Source organism: Halomonas terrestris, assembly GCF_049166755.1.
Taxonomy (GTDB): Bacteria; Pseudomonadota; Gammaproteobacteria; order Pseudomonadales; family Halomonadaceae; genus Halomonas.
The window spans coordinates 66,500-85,773 of sequence record NZ_JBMHFZ010000005.1 but is presented as its reverse complement, the minus strand read 5'-3'; the positions used below and the strand labels follow the sequence as shown (position 1 = coordinate 85,773).

The following is a 19,274-nucleotide window of genomic DNA, read 5'->3' as shown; positions in this document are numbered from 1 at the left end:
ATACGATTTGCCAGATATATTGACGCTTCCTTCCATTCACCCTCGACACCCCACAGGAGATTCCCATGACGGTCAGGATCGGCATCAACGGCTTCGGCCGCATCGGCCGCCTGGCGCTGCGCGCCGGCTGGACGCACCCGGACCTCGAGTTCGTGCGGATCAACGACCCGGGCGGCGACGCCGCCACCTTCGCCCACCTGCTGCAGTTCGACTCGGTGCACGGCCAGTGGACCGGCGGCGGCGATGATATCACGGCGGAGGATAATGCCCTGAGGGTGGCCGACCGGCGCATTGCCTTCACCGCCAACCGCGAGATCGAAGGCACCGACTGGTCCGGCTGCGACGTGGTGATCGAGGCCTCCGGCAAGGTGAAGACCCGCGACAAGCTCCAGGCCTACCTGGACCAGGGGGTCAAGCGCGTGGTGGTGAGCGCCCCGGTGAAGGACGAGGGGGTGCTCAACCTGGTGATGGGCGTCAACGACCACCTCTTCGACCCGGCCGAGCACCGCATCGTCACCGCGGCCAGCTGCACCACCAACTGCCTGGCGCCGGTGGTCAAGGTGATCCACGAGACGCTCGGCATCCGCCACGGCTCCATGACCACCATCCACGACATCACCAACACCCAGACCATCCTGGATGCGCCCAGCTCTCCACAAAAGCCTGACCTCCGCCGTTCACGAGCCTGCGGGATGAGCCTGATTCCGACGACGACCGGCTCGGCCAGGGCGATCACCGCCATCTTCCCGGAGCTGACCGGCAAGCTGAACGGCCACGCCGTGCGCGTGCCGCTGGCCAACGCCTCGCTCACCGACATGGTCTTCGAGGTCGCCCGCGAGACCACCGAGGAGGAGGTCAACGCCCTGCTCAAGGCCGCCGCCGAGGGCCCGCTTGCCGGCATCCTGGGCTATGAGGAGCGCCCGCTGGTCTCCATCGACTATCGCACCGACCCGCGCAGCTCCATCGTCGATGCGCTCTCCACCATGGTGGTGGCCGGTACCCAGGTGAAGCTCTACGCCTGGTACGACAACGAGTATGGCTACGCCTGCCGCACCGCGGAGCTGGCCGCCAAGGTGGGCATGGCGGGATGATCGCCCGCGTCGCCGCCCTGCCCCGGGAGATCCGCCAGTACCTGCTGGTCACCGGCAACTACTGGGCCTTCACCCTCACCGACGGCGCCCTGCGCATGCTGGTGGTGCTCTACTTCTACGGGCTCGGCTACTCGGCGCTCGAAGTGGCGCTGCTGTTCCTCTTCTACGAGTTCTTCGGGGTGGTGACCAACCTGGTGGGGGGCTGGCTGGGGGCACGCCTCGGGCTCAACCGCACCATGAACCTGGGCCTCGGCCTGCAGGTGGTGGCGCTGGCCATGCTGCTGGTGCCGGTGGCCTGGCTCTCGGTGCCCTGGGTGATGGCCGCCCAGGCACTCTCGGGCATCGCCAAGGACCTCAACAAGATGAGCGCCAAGAGCGCCATCAAGACCCTGGTGCCCCAGGGGGCGGAGGGCCACCAGGCGCTCTACCGCTGGGTGGCGCTGCTCACTGGCTCCAAGAACGCCCTCAAGGGGGTCGGCTTCTTCCTGGGGGGCCTGCTGCTGACCCTGATCGGCTTCCAGGGGGCGATCCTGGCCATGGCGGTGATGCTCGCCGCGGTGCTGGCGCTGTCGCTTTCGCGCCTGGATGGCGACCTGGGCCGGGCCAGGGCCAAGCCGAAGTTTCGCGAGATGCTCTCCAAGAGCCGCGCCATCAATATCCTCTCGGCCGCACGCCTGTGCCTGTTCGGCGCCCGGGACGTGTGGTTCGTGGTGGCCCTGCCGGTCTTCCTGGCCACCCAATTCGGCTGGGACAGCTGGCAGGTGGGGGGCTTCCTGGCGCTCTGGGTGATCGGCTACGGCGCGGTGCAGGCCGCCGCGCCGCGGATCACCGGGCGCACGGCGGGGCGCGGTGCGGCCATCGCCTGGGCCGGGGGGCTCACCACCCTGCCGGCGCTGATCGCCCTGGGTCTTCAAGGACAGCTCCTGGAGGTGCAGCCGCAGGTGGTACTGCTGGGGGGGCTGCTGCTGTTCGGCGCGGTCTTCGCGGTGAACTCCAGCCTGCACAGCTTCCTGATCGTGCGCATGGCGCGCTCGGACGGGGTCTCGCTCGACGTGGGCTTCTACTACATGGCCAACGCCATGGGGCGGCTGATCGGCACCCTGCTCTCCGGCTGGCTCTATCTGGCGGGCGGGCTGACCGCCACCCTCTGGGTCTCCAGCGCGATGCTCGCCGCCACCGTGCTGATCAGCCTGGCGCTGCCGAAGGAGGCGTGACGGCTATTGAGGGAAGCGCTCTGTATTTTCCAACAGACGACGCCCATGGATGACGGCCAGAATCAGGATGCGCTCAGCCTCCACGCGATAAATCAGGCGGTAGCTATAGACAAAGCGCTCACGAATATTCGCCTCACCAAGCTCGGGCACGACTCTGCCCAGCTCAGGAAACTCACCTAGCGCCCGAGCCGTATCCACCAACTTGGTCACGACAGCCCGCGCATAGAAGGCAGAATCTCGCTCGATATACTCGGCAATGAGCTCCAGATCCTCGAGCGCTTCTGGTGACCAGGCTAGCGGTCGAGCCACTTTGCCAGCTTCCGCTCGACCTGTTCTTGGCTGAGAGCTCCCTCGGCCTCAGCACGCTGACTGCCTCTCTGTACCTTTTCTACGACGTAGAGGTGGTACTGGATGTCTTCCATCGTACAGTCCTCGGGAAGGGACTCGAGCAGTTGCCGCACATCATCCTTGGCCGTATTCATGGCTTCACCTATTCAACATGCGCCTGGCAACACTCTATCATGCCCTGCTCCCGGGCGGTCTCACCCCGCACCCCTTGAGGATCACCCGGGTGAGGAAGGCGGTGATCTGCTCCACGTCGGCGTCAGAGAGCTCGTCACGGCCAGTGATGCCCAGCACCTGGGCCTCGAAGTCGGCGTAGTGCTGGGTGGCGGACCAGATCAGGAAGATCAGCCACACCGGATCGACCGGGTCCATCAGCCCCCGCTCGGCCCACTGCTCGAAGATCCGCGCCCGTGCCTGCACCCAGTCGCGCAGTTCGCCGCTGAGATACTCCTGGAGGAAGGGCGCGCCGCCGAGGATCTCGGCGGCGAACAGCCGGGAGCCCTCCGGATGGCGGCGCGACAACTGCATCTTGCTGCGGATGAAGGCCTCCAGCACCTCGGCCGGGTCGTCGTCGACGCTGATGTCATCGAGCAACGCATTCCAGCGGGCCATCATCCGCTCCAGCAGGCGAACGTAGAGCCCGCGCTTGCTGCCCATGTAGTAGAGCACGTTGGACTTGGGCAATCCGGCCTCTTCGGCGATGGCCTGGAGGCTCGCGCCACGATAGCCATGCCGGGCGAAGACCCGCTCGGCAGCCGCCAGGATCTCCCGCTCGTTTCGCTCGCGCGTCATGCCGTTGCTTTCGCCCCGCTCCCTCACGCTCCTTTCGGAAGGCGTCTTCCACTGCGTCATCGACACTTTCTGAACCCCATGTCGTGTCCCGGCCCGCATCACGGGCATCTCGGTGTTCGGGATAGTGCACCACCCTCGTGCGGGGTGCAAACGGGCTTGCAAACCGGGCATTTCTGAACCATGCTGACAAATATCCTGACCGATTGGTCAGCTTCCTGACGGCATCCGCCATCCCCATCAACAAGAGACGAGGCGATGATCGACTTCCTGCTCAACGGACAACCCCGCCAGTCCGAGGCTTCACCCGACACCAGCGTGCTCGAGCTGTTGCGCGAGACCCTCGGCCGGACCGGCACCAAGGAGGGCTGTGCCTCCGGAGACTGCGGCGCCTGCACCGTGGCCATCGGCGAGGCCGGGCCTGACGGCCGGGTTCGCTACCACAGCGCCAATGCCTGCATCACCCCCGCCCACCAGCTCCACGGCCGCCACCTGGTCACCGTGGAGGGCCTGGCCGAGGGCGAGCGGCTCCATCCGGCCCAGGCGGCCATGGTCGAGTGCCACGGCAGCCAGTGCGGCTTCTGCACCCCGGGCATCGTGATGTCGCTGTTCACCCTGCACGAAAGCCGGCATGGGGGTGGCAAGGAGCCGCCGGCGCCGCTGACGCCCCAGCGCCTCGAGGCGGCGCTGGGGGGCAACCTCTGCCGCTGCACCGGCTACCGTCCGATCCGCGACGCCGCCCTGACCATGGGCGAGCACCCCGATCGACGCCCTCGGTGGCTCGATGCGGCGCCACCGAGGCCCGCGGCACCGGTCGATGCCCTCTTCGCCCAGCCCACCACGCTGGCCGAACTGCTCGAACTGTATCGTCGCCACCCGGAGGCACGGCTGGTCGCCGGCGCCACCGACCTCTGGCTCGAGACCACCCAGCGGCTGGAACGCTTCGGGAGACTGATCGACGTGACCCGGGTCGACGCCCTCGGCATCATCGAGGAGGCCACCCTCGCAGACGGCACGCCCGGCTGGTGGATCGGGGCGGCGGTCACCTATTCACGGCTCGAGCCGCTGCTAGAGGAACACCACGAAGCCTTCGCCCACCTGCTGCATCGGCTGGGTTCGGCCCAGGTCCGCAATCGCGGCACCCTGGGCGGCAACATCGCCAACGCCTCGCCCATCGGCGACACCCCGCCGGTGCTGCTGGCGCTGGGTTCCCGCCTGTGGCTGGCCGGCCCCGAGGGCGAGCGGGAGCTGCCGCTCGACCACTTCTTCCTCGACTACAAGCAGACCGCCCTGCGCCGGGGCGAGGTGATCCGGGCGATCTTCCTGCCCCGCCCCGAGCCGGGACGACACCTCAGGGTGTGGAAGCTGTCCAAGCGAAGGGAGGATGACATCTCCGCGGTGCTCGGCGCCTTCAGCTGGAAGCTCGAGAAGGGCGTGCTGCGGGAGGTCCGCCTGGGCTTCGGCGGCATGGCCGCCACACCGGGGCGCGCCATGGCGGCCGAGGCGGCCCTGGAGGGCCAGGCCCCGACACCTTCCGCCTTCCAGGCCGCCCGCCTCGCGCTCGGTCGCGACTTCCAGCCCATGAGCGACGTGCGTGGCAGCGCCCACTATCGCCGGCTCTCCGCCGCCAACCTGCTCGAGCGGCTGCGCCTCGTCATCGCGCAGCAGCAAGCCAACTCTGACCGGGAGGTGATGCTCCATGCGTACGCTCACTAAGCTGGATGCTCCGTCCAGGGCTACGAACGACCTCGATGACGCCACGACACGAGTGCGCGAGGAGCAGCAGGGTCGCATCAAGGGCGACGGCCCCCTCGCCCGACAGGCGGACGCCCGCAAGACCGAGCCCGCCATCTCGCACGGCGGTGCCGGCAGCGCCAGCGCCCACGAGAGTGCCGTCAAGCACGTCACCGGGCGCGCCGCCTATATCGACGATATCGCCGCCCCCGCCGACACCCTGCACCTGGCCCTGGGACTATCGCCCGTCGCCCACGGCCGCCTCACCCGCCTCGACCTCGACAAGGTCCGCGCCCTGCCCGACGTGGTGGACGTGGTCGCCTTCGCCGACGTGCCCGGCCATACCGATATCGGCCCGGTCTTTCCCGGCGACCCGATCTTCGTCGAGGACGAGATCAGCTATGCCGGCCAGGTGCTGTTCGCCGTGGCAGCCGAGAGCCATCGCGCCGCCCGGGAAGCCGTCAGGGCGGCGATCGTCGAGATCGACGAGCGGCCGGCGAGCCTCGATCCGGTGGCCGCCGCCGAGCGCAGCGAGTTCGTGCGTCCCACCCACGTGCAGCAGAGCGGCGACTGGGAGCGCTCGCTGGCGACGGCGGCCCATGTCATCGAGGGCGAGCAGTTCGTCGGCGGCCAGGAGCACTTCTACCTGGAGGGGCAGGCCTGCCTGGTACAGCCCACCGAAGACGAGGGCGTGGTGGTCCACACCTCCAACCAGCACCCCAGCGAGACCCAGAAGCTGGTCGCCGAGGTGCTGGGCATCCCCTTCCATGCGGTGACCGTGGAGGTGCGTCGCATGGGCGGCGGGTTCGGCGGCAAGGAGACCCAGGCCTCGCCCTGGGCCTGCATCGCCGCCCTGGTGGCTCGCCGCACCGGCCGTACCACGCGCCTGCGGCTGCCCCGCGCCGAGGACATGCGCGTCACCGGCAAGCGCCACCCCTTCCACAACCGCTACCGCCTGGGCATCGACGAGGCGGGCGTGCTCCAGGGCGGCGAGCTGACCCTGATCGGCGACTGCGGCTACTCCCCGGACCTGTCGGACGCCATCGTCGACCGCGCCATGTTCCACGCCGACAACGCCTACTCCCTGGGCGAGGCGCGGGTGACCGGCCACCGGGCGCGCACCCACACCGCCTCCAACACCGCCTTCCGCGGCTTCGGCGGCCCCCAGGGGATGATGGTCATCGAGGCGGCCTTGGATGACATCGCCCGGCGCATCGGCGAGGACCCACTGACGGTGCGCAAGCGCAATCTCTACCGGCCCGGGCGCGAGACCACCCATTACGGCCAGACCGTGGAGCAGCTCGGCCTGCTGCACGAGCTGATCGAACGCCTCGAGGCGAGCAGCGACTACTGGGTGCGCCGCGACGCGATCACCGCGTTCAATGCGGCCAGCCCGGTGATCCGCAAGGGACTCGCGCTCACCCCGGTGAAGTTCGGCATCTCCTTCACCGCCAAGCACCTCAACCAGGCCGGCGCCCTGCTGCACGTCTATACCGACGGCAGCGTGCAGATCAATCACGGCGGCACCGAGATGGGCCAGGGGCTGCACACCAAGATCTGCCAGGTGGTGGCCCGCGAGCTCTCGCTGGACCTCGACACGGTGCGCATCACCGCCACCCGCACCGACAAGGTGCCCAACACCTCGCCCACCGCGGCCTCCAGCGGTGCCGACCTCAACGGCATGGCCGCCCGGGACGCCTGCCTGAAGCTGAAGGCGCGGCTGTTCGACTTCGCCGCCGAGGAGTACGACCTCGACCGCGAGGGCATGCGCCTGGAGGCCGGCCACCTGGTGGCAGGCGTGGGCGAGAGCCAGCGGCGCATCCCCTGGGGCGAGCTGCTCCAGGCCGCCTATCTCGGCCGGGTATCGCTCTCCGAGAAGGGCTTCTACGCCACTCCGCTGATCCACTACGACCGCGTGACCGGCCGGGGCCGGCCCTTCTACTACTTCGCCCATGGCGCCGCCGTGGCCGAGGTCAGCGTCGACACCCTGACCGGCGAGTACCAGGTCGACCGGGTCGACATCCTCCACGACGTCGGCGATTCCCTGAATCCGGCCATCGACCTCGGCCAGGTGGAGGGCGGCTTCATCCAGGGCATGGGCTGGTTGACCAGCGAGGAGCTGAAGTGGAACGAGGCCGGCCGGCTCATCTCCGACGGTCCGGCCACCTACAAGATCCCCACCTACGGCGACCTGCCGCCGGTGTTCAACGTCGAACTGCTCCAGGGCCACCCCAACTCCATGGCCAGCATCTACCGCTCCAAGGCGGTAGGCGAACCGCCCTTCATGCTGGGAATCAGCGTCTGGTCGGCCCTGCGCGACGCCCTGGCGAGCCTGGCGGACTACCGCGAGGCCCCGCGCCTCGACACCCCGGCCACCCCGGAACGGGTGCTGCTGGCCGCCGAGGCCGCACGCTCGCGGCACGACCCCCGGCCGCTGGAGAAGGAGTCGACGTGATGGCTCGAGCCCCCGCAAGCGAACAGCGACCCGAAAGCTGGCACGCGGCCCTGCACCGCCTCCAGCGTGACGGCCTGCCCCACGCCCTGGCCACCCAGGTCACCAGTGCTGGCTCCACGCCCCGCGAGCCGGGCGCCCGGATGGTCATCACCGCGGACGCGGTCCATGACACCCTGGGCGGCGGCACCTTCGAATGGCAGACCATCGAGGCCGCCAGGAAGCACCTGGCGGGATCCGATGGAAAGGCCGAGCCCGGCATGTACCTGGAAGCCTTCTCGCTGGGCGGGCGCAGCGGCCAGTGCTGCGGCGGCTTCGTCAACGTGCTGCTGGAGGTGTTCCCGGGCAGCGGCACGACCCTGGCGATCTTCGGCGCCGGCCATGTCGGCCAGGAACTGGTGCGCCTGGCCGCCCCGCTGCCCTGGCGGGTGCTGTGGCACGACAGCCGTGAGGATGCCTTTCCCGACTGGGCATCCGACCAGCCACGGCTGGAATGCCACCATGCCCCCGACACCCAGGCCGCCGTGGACGCCCTGCCACCGGGCGTCCACGCCCTGGTGCTGACCCACGACCATGCCGAGGACCGTGCCCTGGTGGACGCCCTGCTGAGGCGCGGCGACGCGGCTTCCCTGGGGCTGATCGGCTCGCGCAGCAAGTGGGCCAGCTTCAAGGGGCGGCTGCGGGATGGTGGCCATGACGACGCGGCCCTGGCCAGGGTGCGCTGCCCCATCGGCGACTCCGGCGGGGACAAGACCCCCTACGCCATCGCCCTGTCCGCCCTCGCCGAGCTGCTGCCGATGATCGACACGCCCGAGCGAAGCGACCAGCGCGGCCTCGACCCCGCCGAGCTGCGCCAGCACTTCTCCTAAGTTCCCTGTGGGGTCTGACCCCAAAGTTTGCTGTGGGGTCTGACCCCAAAAGAGAATGAGCCCGAACCCATGACCAAGACCGACTCGCGCGTGCTGCGCGCCGAACTGCTGAGCTTCGATGCCGACCCCGGCGAGGGCGATACCCCGGCCGAGGGCAGCGTTCGCCATCTCGAGGACGGTGCGCTGTGGCTGGAGAACGGCCGCATCAGGGCCATCGGCGACTACGCCACCCTGGCGCCCGACCTGCCCCCGGGTATCGACATCATCGATCACCGGGGGAAATTGCTCGTTCCCGGCTTTATCGACAGCCATGTGCATTATGTGCAGCTGGAGATCATGGCCTCCTACGGCCGCCAGCTGCTCGACTGGCTGAACGACTACACCTTTCCCGAGGAGTGCCGCTTCGCCGAACGGGAACATGCCGAGCGGCTCTCGGAGGCCTTCCTCGACGAGCTGCTGCGTGTCGGCACCACCACCGCCCAGGTCTTCTGCTCCAGCCACCCGGCCTCCGTGGACGCCTTCTTCGCCGCCAGTCACCGGCGTGGCCTGTGCATGCTCGCCGGCAAGGTGCTGATGGACCGCCACGCCCCGGCGGGGCTCACCGACGACACCGAGGGTGGCATCCGCGACACCGAGCGGCTGATCGGGGACTGGCACGGCAAGGGTCGGCTCGGCTACAGCCTGACCCCGCGCTTCGCCCCCACCTCCACCCGGGCCCAGCTCGACGCCACCGGCGGGCTGCTGCGCAACGATCCCGGCCTCTGGCTGCAGACCCACCTCGCCGAGAACACCGGCGAGCTCGACTGGGTCGCCGAGCTCTTTCCCGGCAGCCGCGACTACCTCGAGGTCTACGAGCAGTCCGGCCTGGTGGGCCCGCGTAGTACCTTCGCCCACGGCATCCATCTGGACCAGGAGATGCGCGGCAGGCTCGCCGAGCGGGGCGCCAACCTGGCCTTCTGCCCCAGCTCCAACATGTTCCTGGGCAGCGGCCTGTTCGACCGGCTGGCCGCCCGCGACATGCGCCTCAACATCACCTATGCCAGCGACGTGGGCGGCGGCACCGACCTCTCGGGGCTGGCGACGCTGAAGGCCGCCTACCAGGTGGGCCAGTTGCGCGGCCAGCCGCTCACCGCCTGGCAGGGCCTCTACGGCCTGACCCTGGGCAACGCCCGGGCGCTCTCGCTGGACCACCGCATCGGTCGCCTGGCGCCGGGCATGGAAGCCGACTTTGTGGTGCTCGACCCTGACGCCACCCCGCTGCTGGCCAGGCGCCATGCCCGCTGCCGGACCCTGGGCGAGCGCCTCTTCGCCTTCATGATGCTCGGCGATGACCGCAGCGTGCTGGAGACCTGGGCAGGCGGCCGCTGCCGGCACCGTCGCCAGGGATGAACCCGCCCGATGGCGCGCCCCGACGATGCCGGAGCCACCCCCGACACCAGGACACAACATATTGAAATATTTATATAAACTTCCTTTCATCCCGGGCCGGACGAGCCTGCTACCTTGATTGTGCAGGCCGGAGATTCACCGCGGGATGCCGGGGATGTCCGGCCGCGGACGACATGGAACACCCACCTGGCGGAGCGCGGACGTTACCGCCGAACGGATCTTTCCAAGGAGATGGCGACATGCGCAAGACGACGCTCGCACTGAGCCTTTCCCTCGCCGCCGGCGGCCTGGGCATGGCGGCCCAGGCCGATGAAGTGCGCGACCCGGGCATCCAGGGCCTCTACTCGGCCGATGCCCTCCTCGACGCCGATGCCTACCTCATGAGCGATCCCGACGAGCGCATCGGGGATGTCGAGGATGTCCTGCTTGACGACGACATGCAGGTCCAGGCGCTGGTGATCGAGAGCGGTGCCACCCTGGGCCTCGGCGGGCGCGAGATCGTGCTCGACAACGAACACTACCGTCTGGATGCCCGCACCGAGGAGGACGGGGAGCCGGTCTACCGACTTCTGGTCGACGCCTCGGCCGAGGAACTGGGCGAGCTGCCCGAGTATGACCGGGACTGGTGGGAGCAGGCTCGCCAGAACGCCGCAGAGGCCTGGGAATCCACCCGTGAAGGCGCCCAGAGCGCCTGGCAACGCACCCGCGATGCGGTGAGCGGCGACTGAGCCTCGACCGATCGAGGCACCCGGAAAGCCTGCCCCCGGCAGGCTTTCGCGCGTCGGGCCCGGGCACTACCGGCGGTGGACCAGGGCATCCCCTAGCCGGAACACCGTCAGGGCCGCCAGCGCGGCGGCGAAGAGCATCGGCATGCGGTAGTCGGCCCGGGTCAGGATCCACAGGTGAGTCACCCCCAGCGCCGCCGAGACATAGACCAGCCGATGCAGCCAGTGCCAGGCCGTGAAGCCCATCGCCTGCTGCACGCCGCGCCACGAGGTGAGTGCCAGCGGCACCAGCAGGCGGAAGGCGAGGATTCACCGAGACGCATCCTGCATCGAGGCTCCCCTTGTGACATCGAAGGCCGTCACGCCTCGACACCGCCCGCCCCCGGCCCCGCCGGGGGTTTTCGTGCATGCCGGTGCCGGGTCAGGCGCTGGCGGCCAGCTGGCGATGCAGGGCCAGGCGGCGCTCGTCGCTGACGAAGGCCGCCTCGATGGCGGTGCCGGCGAGCTGGACGAAGATCTCCTCGGACCAGCCGAAGGCCTCGAAGCAGGCCAGGTAGTTGTCGAGCATCCCGCCGCCGAAGTAGGCCGGATCGTCCGAATTCAGGGTCACCCTCAGGCCGGCCTCGAGAAGCTGCGGCAGCGGGTGGTCCGCCATCCGCTCGACCACCCGGAGCCTGACATTGGAGAGCGGGCAGACGGTGAGCACGACGCCCTCCTCGCGCAGACGGGCCACCAGGGCCGGATCCTCCAGGCAGCGCACCCCGTGGTCGATGCGGCACACCCCGAGCCGGTCCAGCGCCTGGCGGATGTACTCGGGAGGCCCCTCCTCGCCGGCATGGGCGACCCGCGGCAGCCCCAGCAGGCGCGCCCGCTGGAAGACCTCGACGAACTTCTCCGGCGGATTGCCCCGCTCGGCACTGTCGAGCCCCACGGCATCGAGCATTTCCCAGTAGGGCGCGGCACACTCCAGCACCCGCATGGCCTCCTCGGCGGGCCGGTCCCGCAGGAAGGCCATGATCAGCGCCGTGGACATGCCCAGCTCCCGCTCGGCCTGGCGACGCGCCAGGCTCAGCCCCTCCATCACCACCTCGAGGTCGACGCCGCGCGCCAGGTGAGCCTGGGGGTCGAAGTGCATCTCGACATGCACCACCCCCTCGGCGTGGGCCCGGCGGAAGTAGTCCATGGCCAGGTCGTGGAAGTCCTCGGCGCTGCGCAGCACGCTCATGCCCCGGTAGTAGAGGTCGAGGAAGGATTGCAGGTCGCTGAAGTCGTAGGCCGCGCGCGCTTCCTCCACCGAGGCGTAGGGAAGCCGCACCCGGTTGCGCTCGGCCAGTTCGAACATCAGCTCGGGCTCCAGGGAGCCCTCGATATGCAGGTGCAGTTCGGCCTTGGGCAGGCCCTCGAGGAACGCGCGCATGACTCACCTCTCCAACGGTCATTTACCGTATCCTGAAATAAACTGACCGTTTGCGCAAAGTCCGGGCTTACAACGTCAGCTGCCGGTCGATCCCCGGGGGGTCGACCCCCTCGCCGAGCTGATGCACCAGATAGACCACCGTGCGGCCAACCAGCCAGCGATCGAGACGCCCGGCGATGCGCCTGGCGGTTCCGGCATCCAGGCCGGCGAAGAGTTCGTCGAGGATCACCAGGTCCGGGTCACGCAGCCACAGGCGTGCCAGCGCCAGGCGGCGCGCCTGGCCCCCCGAGAGCTGGCGGCCGCCCTCCCCGACGCGGGTCTCGAGCCCCCGGGGCAGCGCCTCGGCCCACTCGCCCAGTTCCACCGCCTCCAGCGCCTCCCGGAGCCGTGGCTCCTCGGCGTCCGGCGCGGCGATACGCAGGTTGGCGGCCAGGCTGGCGTCGAACAGGTCGACCCGCTGGGTCAGCATCGCCACCCGCTCGGCCAGCCGGTCGGGCGACAGCGCCCCGATCTCGATGCCCGCCAGGCAGACCCGCCCCGCCGTGGCCTCGAGGCGGCCGCTCAGCAGGGCGGCGACGCTGGACTTGCCCGCCCCCGAGACGCCGCAGATGGCCAGCCGCTCGCCCGGCGCCAGGGCCAGGTCGAGCCGGTCGAGGGCTGGTGCCAGGGCGCCGGGATAACGCAGCGAGACCCCCTCCAGCGACACGGCCGGCGGGCCCGGCGGAAGCGTCCCGGCCGCCGCCAGCCGGGGCGAGCGGGCGGCTTCCAGGCGGTTGAGGCGCTCGGCGGCCGCCCGGGTGGCGCCCAGGCGGGTGAAGGCCATGGGCAGCGCGGCGAGCGCCTCGTTCATGGCCAGTACCGCCAGCGCCATCATCACCACCAGGGGCCCGGAGAGGCCACCGACATCATGGGCCCGGGCGGCCAGCCACAGCACCGCCACCAGGGTCATGCCCAGCGCCACGCCGACCAGGGCATTGCCCAGCGCCGCCCGCTGGCCGAGCCGCCGCTGGTCGTCCTCGATGCGCGCCTCGATGGCCGCGAGTCGGCGCCGATGGTCCGCCAGGCTGGCGTAGGCCTCCAGCTCGGCGAGGCCCTGCACCTGCTCGATCAGCCGCCCGCGGAGCCGTTCCAGGTCGGCGACCTGGCGGTGGCTGATGGCCATGCCGAGACGCGCCTGGCCCAGGGTGATCCAGGCCAGGGCCAGGCCCAGCAGCACGATCACCGCCGCACCGGCCGCGGGCGACCACAGGGCCAGGAAGCCGCCCAGGCCGAGCACGGCCAGCACCGCCACCGCCGGGGGAGCCAGCAGCCGCAGGTAGAGGCTGTCGAGGGTGTCGATGTCGGCGGTCAGGCGATGCAACCAGTCGCTGGCCCGGCGCCGCGACAGGGTGCGTTCGTCCAGCCCCGCCAGCACCCCGAAGAGTCGGCTGCGCAGATCGGCCAGCAGCCGCAGCACGGTGTCGTGGTTGTAGAGACGCTCGAGGTAGCGCGAGACGGTACGGGTCACGGCGAAGAAGCGAATGCCGCCCCCGGGCACGTAGACATCCAGGCTGGCCGCCAGCCCGACCGCCAGGGCGAGGCCGGTCAGGGCGCTGGCGGTGATGAACCAGCCGGAGAGCGCCAGCAGGCCAACGGCGGAGAACAGCGTCAGCGCCATCAGGGCCGTGCCCGCCAGCAACCGCCCCTGCCGCTGCCCGAGCAGTCGCAGCCAGGGCGCCAGGGTGGTGAGCAGGTCATCGTTGCGCCGCGGATCAGCCATGCGGAACCTCCTGCGCCGCCGCCTCGTCAGGCTGCCCCGCCGCCAGCTCGAGGCGGCGATCCCCCAGCGCCATCAGTGCCGGGTGGTGGGTGGCGATCACCAGGGTGCGCCCCGCCCCGGCCAGCTCGGCCAGGGCCTCGACGACCCGGGCCTCGGTGTCGCTGTCCAGGCTGGCGGTGGGCTCGTCGAGCAGTACCAGCGGCGCCGGCGAGAGGAACACCCGGGCCAGGGCCAGGCGCTGGGCCTGCCCCCCCGAGAGACCGACCCCGCGCTCACCGAGCGGGGTCGCCAGCCCCTGCGGCAGGCCGGCCACCAGCTCGCCGAGGCCCGCGCGGCCGAGCGCCGCCCGCATGGCGGGCTCGTCGGCCTCGGGTGCCGCCAGGCGCAGGTTGTCGGCCAGGCTGCCCTGGATCAGCAGCGGCCGCTGGTCCATCCAGGCGAAGGCCAGGTCGTCGGCCAGCCGGCACTCCCCCGACCCGGGGCCGACGAAACCGGCGAGCAGCTGCAGCAGGGTCGACTTGCCCGCGCCGGAGGGCCCGGTCACGACCAGCACCTCCCCCGGCCTCACCACCAGGTCCAGCGGCCCCAGCACGGTCCCCCGGCCGGGGTAGGCCACCGTGGCCCCGGCCAGGCGCACCAGCTCGCCGGGGCCCGGCGGGACCCGCCGGTGGCCTTCGGCGCGCACGGGGTCGGGCGCCTCGCCGAGCAGCGCCACCAGGCCATCCGCCGCCCCCAGTGCCGCGGCCCGGTCATGGTAGTGCTGCGACAGGGTGCGCAGGGGCTGGAAGAACTCCGGCGCCAGCAGCAGCACCAGCAGGCCGGAGAAGAGGGTGAGCTCGGGCGACGGACCGTAGTCGATGTAGCCGAGCAGGCCGAAGCCCACGTAGATCGCCACCACGGCGATCGCCACCGAGGCGAAGAACTCGAGCACCGCCGAGGAGAGGAAGGCCAGGCGCAGGGTGCGCATGCTCAGCCGCCGATAGTCGTCGGCGGCGGCATGCACCTCGGCCGTGGCCTCCCGGGTGCGCCCGAACAGCTGCAGGGTGGTGATGCCGCGCACCCTGTCGATGAAGTGGCCGGAGAGCCTGGCCACGGCGGCGAACTGGTCGCGGTTGAGCCGTTCGGCGCCCATGCCGACCAGCGCCATGAACAGCGGGATCAAGGGGGCGGAGACGAGCAGGAAGAGCGCCGCCAGCCAGTCGAGCCGGACCACCACCACCAGGATCAGCAGCGGCAGCACCAGCACAATGCGCAGCTGGGGCAGGAAGCGGGCGAAGTAGCCGTCCAGCGCCTCCACCTGCTCCACCAGCTGGTTGGCCAGCGACGCCGAGTGGCGCGACCCCAGCCGCACCGGCCCCAGCCGCGCCAGGTGGTCGAGCAGCTCCGCTCGCGCCCGGCGGCGGATGCGCAGGCTGGCCTCCAGCCCGGCCGTCTCCTGTCCCCACTGGGCCAGGGCCCGCAACGGCAGCAGCGCCAGCAGCCCGGCAAAGTGCCCCAGCAGCTCGCCCGGCCCCTCGCCGGCCAGCAGCGCGGCGACCAGCCAGGCGAGCAGGCCCATCTGCACCAGGGTGAGCGCCCCCGCCAGCACGCCGGCGAGGGTCGCCAGTCCCAGCAGTCGGCGCTCGCGGGAGGCCAGCTCATCGAGCCAGCGCCGCGGGGTCAGCGCGGCGCCGGCAGACGTGGTTTCCGTCATGGGGTCAGTGGTAGCCCTCGCCCACCTTGACCTTGCCGCGGAAGACCCAGTAGGTCCAGGCGGTATAGGCCATCACGATGGGAATGACGAAGAGCGTGCCGATCAGCAGGAAGAGCTGCGACTCGGGCGCCGAGGCGGCATCCCAGATGGTGTAGTTGGGCGGCACGATCACCGGCCACTTGCTCACCACCAGGCCCAGGTAGGTGAAGATGAAGACCCCCAGGGTCGCTACGAAGGGCAGCCCCTCGCTGCGCCGCTGGACCGAGCGGAACACCACGAAGGCGCACAGCAGGGCCAGGCCGGGCAGGATCCAGATCAGCTGGATATTGTCGAACCAGCGTGACCAGACGTCCGGGTTCACGAAGGGGGTCCACAGGCTGATGATCAGGAACACGGTGAGCACCACGGCCAGCAGCGGCGGCGTGATGCGGTACGCCCACGCCTGCACGTGCCCCTCGCTCTTGAGGATCAGCCAGGTGGCGCCGAGCAGCGCATAACCCGACATCAGTCCCAGGCCGGTGAGCACGGTGAAGGGGGTCAGCCAGTCCAGGGGACCGCCGACGTAGACGAAGTCCACCACGGCGAAGCCCTGGATGTAGGCGCCCACCACGACGCCCTGGGCGAAGGCCGCCACCGCCGAGCCCCCGCAGAAGGCGCGGTTCCACCAGCGGCGGTTACGATGCGACTTGAAGCGGAACTCGAAGGCGATACCGCGGAAGATCAACCCCGCCAGCATCAGGAAGACGCCGATGTAGAGGGCCGGCAGGAACACCGAGTAGACCAGCGGGAAGGCCCCCAGCAGCCCGGCGCCGCCCAGCACCAGCCAGGTCTCGTTGCCGTCCCACACCGGAGCCACCGAGTTCATCATCACGTCCCGGGATTCCTCGTCCGGTGCGAAGGGGAAGAGGATGCCCACCCCCAGGTCGAAGCCGTCCATGACCACGTACATGATCACGCCGAAACCGATGATGAGCGCCCAGATCAGCGAGAGATCGAACATTTCCATGGGTCATTTCCTCCAGGTCGGGGCAGCATCCTGCTCGAAGGTGGTGTGGGCGGCGGAGAACGGGCGCTTGGCACGCTCGACCTCGCCCGTCACGGTGTCGCGCTCCTCTTCCGGCAGCATGCCGTTGCGCACGACGCGGGTCAGGTAGTAGACCCCGGCCCAGAACACCACGGAGTAGACCAGCACGTAGCCGATCAGCGTGAACAGCGCCATCCCGCCGGTGAGCGACGGCGTCAGCCCCTCGGCGTGGGTCATCATGCCGTAGACCAGCCAGGGGGCCCGGCCCACCTCGGTGACGATCCAGCCCGCCAGCACGGCGATGAAGGGCGTGATGGTCATCCACCGCAGCACCTGCAGGAAGCCACGATGCTCGTAGACCCGGCCACCGCGGCGCAGCCAGAGCCCGGCGATCGCCACGCCGATCATCAGGAAGCCGATGGCGACCATGATGCGGAACGACCAGAACACGATGGCCACCGGCGGCTGCTCCTCGGGCGGCGCCTCGCTGATGCCCGGCACCACGCCGGACGGGCTGTGCTTGAGGATGACACTGGCGAGGCTCGGGATACCGATCTCGAAGCGGTTGGTCTGTGCCTCCTGGTCGGGAATGGCGAACAGCAGCAGCGGCACATGGCTGCGCGTCTCCCAGTTGCCCTCCATGGCCGCCACCTTGGTCGGCTGGTGCTCCAGGGTGTTGAGGCCGTGGAAGTCGCCCACCAGCGCCTGGGTCGGGGTCAGCACCAGCAGCAGCCACAGGCACATGGAGAGCGCCTTGCGGTTGGCCTCCACGTCACGGCGAAGCAGCAGGTACCAGGCGCTGACCCCGGCCACCACGAAGCCGCCGGTGAGGAAGGACGCCAGGCCCATGTGCATGAAGCGGTACCAGAAGGAGGGGTTGAAGATCGCCTCGCCCCAGGCCGTGATGCGGAAGCTGCCGTCGATCAGTTCCACGCCGGCCGGTGTCTGCATCCAGCTGTTGGCCGAGAGGATCCAGAACGACGAGATGAAGGTGCCGGTGGCCACCATGATGGCAGCGAACAGGTGCACCCCCTGGGGGACCTTGCCGCGGCCGAACAGCAGCACGCCGAGGAAGGCCGCCTCGAGGAAGAAGGCCGTGATCACCTCGTAGCTCAGCACCGGCCCCAGGAAGTTGGCCGACGCCTGGGAGAAGTTGCTCCAGTTGGTGCCGAACTGGAAGGACATGACGATGCCCGAGACCACGCCCATGCCGAATACCACGGCAAAGACGCGGGTCCAGAACAGCGCCAGGCGATCCCAGGCCGGATTCTCCGTCTTGTAGAAGAGGCCGTGTAGCACGGCGATGTAGGACGCCAGGCCGATGGTGAACACCGGGAAGATGGCGTGGAAGGAGACCACGAAGGCGAATTGCAATCGCGACAACAGTAGCGGATCCAGTTCCATGACGCATGCCTCGTTTGTGCGATGAGTTCGAGAACGTCGCAAGGGATGCGGATGCACTCGCTGGTGCTCTTGTGCCTCCGGCTCGGCTCATGCCCGCCTCGCCGTGACGCATTCCACCTCGACCCCACGTCCCGTCAGCCTAGCTCAGGCGCGAGGCACCATGACGCCCCGCTAAAATAACCAATTAAACTAAGCTTATGACAGATGACATGGTTATCTTACGATTATGGAACCGAAATGTGACCAGAAGTTGTCGCTTATCGCTGTGTCGCGTTGTCGCAGCGGGGCGTCAGGCGCCGCCACGCAGCACCAGATGGACCATCCAGCCGGTATAGGCCAGGTACATCGTCAGCAGGGCGGCCCCCTCCAGCCGGTTGATCCGCCCCTCGCGGCCCCGCCAGCCCAGGGCGAAGACGGCCAGCATGGCGGTCATGGCCGTCATCAGGCTCCAGTCGCGCAGCAGCACCTCGGCACCCACCTGGATCGGGGCGATCACCGCCGCGAGCCCCACCACCCCCAGGGTGTTGAAGAGGTTCGACCCCACCACATTGCCCAGCACCAGGTCATGCTCGCGACGCCGCAGGGCACTGATCGACGAGGCCAGCTCGGGGAGCGAGGTCCCCACCGCCACCACGGTCAGGCCGATGATCAGGTCGCTGACGCCGAACCCCAGGGCGATCTCCACCGCGCCCCACACCAGGATCCGCGAACTGACCACCAGCAGCACCAGGCCGATGCCCGTCCAGGCCAGCCCCGCCCCCAGGGACATGGGGTGGACCGCCAGGCTCTCCTCGGTCTCCGCGGCCAGGGGATCGGCCATGTCGCGCCGGGCACGGAAGATGCTGAGGCCGATGAAGCCGGCCAGCAGGGCCAGCAGCAGTGCCCCTTCCCAGCGGCCGATGACGCCCCCCCACATCAGCAGTGCCGAGAGCAGGGTCACGCCGCCCAGCAAGGGCAGTTCCCGGCGGATCACCGCCGAGTGCACCGACAGCGGCGCAAGCAGCGCAAGCAGCCCCAGGATCAGGCCGATATTGGCGATGTTGGAGCCGTAGGCGTTGCCCAGGGCCAGGCCGGGGTTGCCCTGTCCCGCCGCCAGGGCCGACACCATCAGCTCCGGCGCCGAGGTGCCGAAGCCGATCACCAGCATGCCGATCAGCAACGGCGAGAGCCCCAGCCGCCGGGAGGTCGCCGCCGCCCCGTCGACGAAGCGCTCCGCGCTCCATACCAGCAGGATCAGGCCTGCCACCACTCCCACTGCGGGAAGGATCATCTCATCGCCTCTGGAACATTCAGGGGTGCATGTTTGACTATGGTGTCGCCCGGGTCAACGTGTCACACTTTCTTCCCACGGTCAGCCACGCCAGGCCGA

General features: G+C 69.6%; 17 protein-coding genes. 7 read left to right on the top strand and 10 right to left on the bottom strand.

Translation table 11 applies throughout. From position 1 onward, the window contains the following. The first annotated feature begins 65 nt into the window (after window positions 1-65). The gene (locus ACOMD9_RS07040; protein WP_421413096.1) at window positions 66-1,091 is read left to right on the top strand and encodes an ArsJ-associated glyceraldehyde-3-phosphate dehydrogenase; all 1,026 of its coding nucleotides are present in this window, start codon (window positions 66-68) and stop codon (window positions 1,089-1,091) included. Then, entirely contained in the window at window positions 1,088-2,305 is a 1,218-nt protein-coding gene (gene arsJ, locus ACOMD9_RS07035; RefSeq protein ID WP_421413093.1) for an organoarsenical effux MFS transporter ArsJ, read from the top strand. Before ACOMD9_RS07040 ends, arsJ begins: the two co-directional genes overlap by 4 nt. A gap of 3 nt (window positions 2,306-2,308) precedes the next feature. Here the strand turns inward: arsJ and ACOMD9_RS07030 are convergent, their stop codons facing one another. From ACOMD9_RS07030 to ACOMD9_RS07020, 3 genes are read right to left on the bottom strand one after another with little or no spacing between them, the layout of a single operon-like run. After that, complete coding sequence (locus ACOMD9_RS07030) at window positions 2,309-2,614, bottom strand: type II toxin-antitoxin system RelE/ParE family toxin (RefSeq protein ID WP_410280412.1); 306 nt, start codon at window positions 2,612-2,614, stop codon at window positions 2,309-2,311. Continuing rightward, window positions 2,599-2,787, bottom strand: coding sequence for a hypothetical protein (locus tag ACOMD9_RS07025; protein ID WP_421413090.1), 189 nt, complete (start codon window positions 2,785-2,787; stop codon window positions 2,599-2,601). Before ACOMD9_RS07025 ends, ACOMD9_RS07030 begins: the two co-directional genes overlap by 16 nt. A 37-nt stretch (window positions 2,788-2,824) precedes the next feature. Continuing rightward, window positions 2,825-3,442, bottom strand: a complete 618-nt coding sequence (locus ACOMD9_RS07020; protein ID WP_421413088.1) for a TetR/AcrR family transcriptional regulator — start codon at window positions 3,440-3,442, stop codon at window positions 2,825-2,827. A 255-nt stretch (window positions 3,443-3,697) separates the two neighbouring features. Here ACOMD9_RS07020 and xdhA point away from each other — a divergent pair, with 255 nt between their 5' ends. The 5 genes from xdhA (at window position 3,698) to ACOMD9_RS06995 (ending at window position 10,611) form a co-directional block, all read left to right on the top strand. Further along, entirely contained in the window at window positions 3,698-5,155 is a 1,458-nt protein-coding gene (gene xdhA, locus ACOMD9_RS07015; RefSeq protein ID WP_421413086.1) for a xanthine dehydrogenase small subunit, read from the top strand. Then, window positions 5,139-7,628 carry a xanthine dehydrogenase molybdopterin binding subunit gene (gene xdhB, locus ACOMD9_RS07010; protein ID WP_421413085.1) on the top strand — a complete coding sequence of 830 codons (2,490 nt, stop codon included), beginning with the start codon at window positions 5,139-5,141 and terminating at the stop codon, window positions 7,626-7,628. Before xdhA ends, xdhB begins: the two co-directional genes overlap by 17 nt. Beyond that, a complete protein-coding gene (xdhC, locus tag ACOMD9_RS07005; RefSeq protein ID WP_421413083.1) occupies window positions 7,628-8,494 on the top strand; it encodes a xanthine dehydrogenase accessory protein XdhC in 867 nt (288 codons plus the stop codon). The genes xdhB and xdhC overlap by 1 nt, the downstream gene beginning before the upstream one ends. A 69-nt stretch (window positions 8,495-8,563) precedes the next feature. Continuing rightward, window positions 8,564-9,883 (top strand): guanine deaminase, encoded by a 1,320-nt coding sequence (gene guaD, locus ACOMD9_RS07000; protein ID WP_421413082.1) that lies wholly within the window; start codon window positions 8,564-8,566, stop codon window positions 9,881-9,883. Window positions 9,884-10,122: 239 nt separating this feature from the next. Continuing rightward, on the top strand, window positions 10,123-10,611 hold the full coding sequence (locus ACOMD9_RS06995) for a PRC-barrel domain containing protein (RefSeq protein ID WP_421413081.1): 489 nt from the start codon (window positions 10,123-10,125) through the stop codon (window positions 10,609-10,611). 66 nt (window positions 10,612-10,677) lie between these two features. On the opposite strand, the gene ACOMD9_RS06990 is transcribed toward ACOMD9_RS06995, so the two are convergent. From ACOMD9_RS06990 to ACOMD9_RS06960, 7 genes are all read right to left on the bottom strand, one after another. After that, window positions 10,678-10,866: a hypothetical protein gene (locus ACOMD9_RS06990; RefSeq protein ID WP_421413080.1), complete on the bottom strand. Its 189-nt coding sequence runs from the start codon at window positions 10,864-10,866 to the stop codon at window positions 10,678-10,680. 163 nt (window positions 10,867-11,029) lie between these two features. After that, entirely contained in the window at window positions 11,030-12,025 is a 996-nt protein-coding gene (locus ACOMD9_RS06985) for an adenosine deaminase (RefSeq protein ID WP_421413079.1), read from the bottom strand. Between the two features lie 67 nt (window positions 12,026-12,092). Next, window positions 12,093-13,784 (bottom strand): thiol reductant ABC exporter subunit CydC, encoded by a 1,692-nt coding sequence (gene cydC / locus ACOMD9_RS06980; RefSeq protein ID WP_421413078.1) that lies wholly within the window; start codon window positions 13,782-13,784, stop codon window positions 12,093-12,095. Next, window positions 13,777-15,477: a thiol reductant ABC exporter subunit CydD gene (gene cydD / locus ACOMD9_RS06975; RefSeq protein ID WP_421413076.1), complete on the bottom strand. Its 1,701-nt coding sequence runs from the start codon at window positions 15,475-15,477 to the stop codon at window positions 13,777-13,779. The genes cydC and cydD overlap by 8 nt, the downstream gene beginning before the upstream one ends. Window positions 15,478-15,481: 4 nt before the next feature. Continuing rightward, on the bottom strand, window positions 15,482-16,483 hold the full coding sequence (gene cydB / locus ACOMD9_RS06970) for a cytochrome d ubiquinol oxidase subunit II (RefSeq protein WP_421413075.1): 1,002 nt from the start codon (window positions 16,481-16,483) through the stop codon (window positions 15,482-15,484). Between the two features lie 3 nt (window positions 16,484-16,486). Continuing rightward, on the bottom strand, window positions 16,487-17,905 hold the full coding sequence (locus ACOMD9_RS06965) for a cytochrome ubiquinol oxidase subunit I (protein WP_421413073.1): 1,419 nt from the start codon (window positions 17,903-17,905) through the stop codon (window positions 16,487-16,489). Between the two features lie 289 nt (window positions 17,906-18,194). After that, on the bottom strand, window positions 18,195-19,175 hold the full coding sequence (locus tag ACOMD9_RS06960) for a calcium/sodium antiporter (protein ID WP_421413071.1): 981 nt from the start codon (window positions 19,173-19,175) through the stop codon (window positions 18,195-18,197). Window positions 19,176-19,274 lie beyond the last annotated feature (99 nt).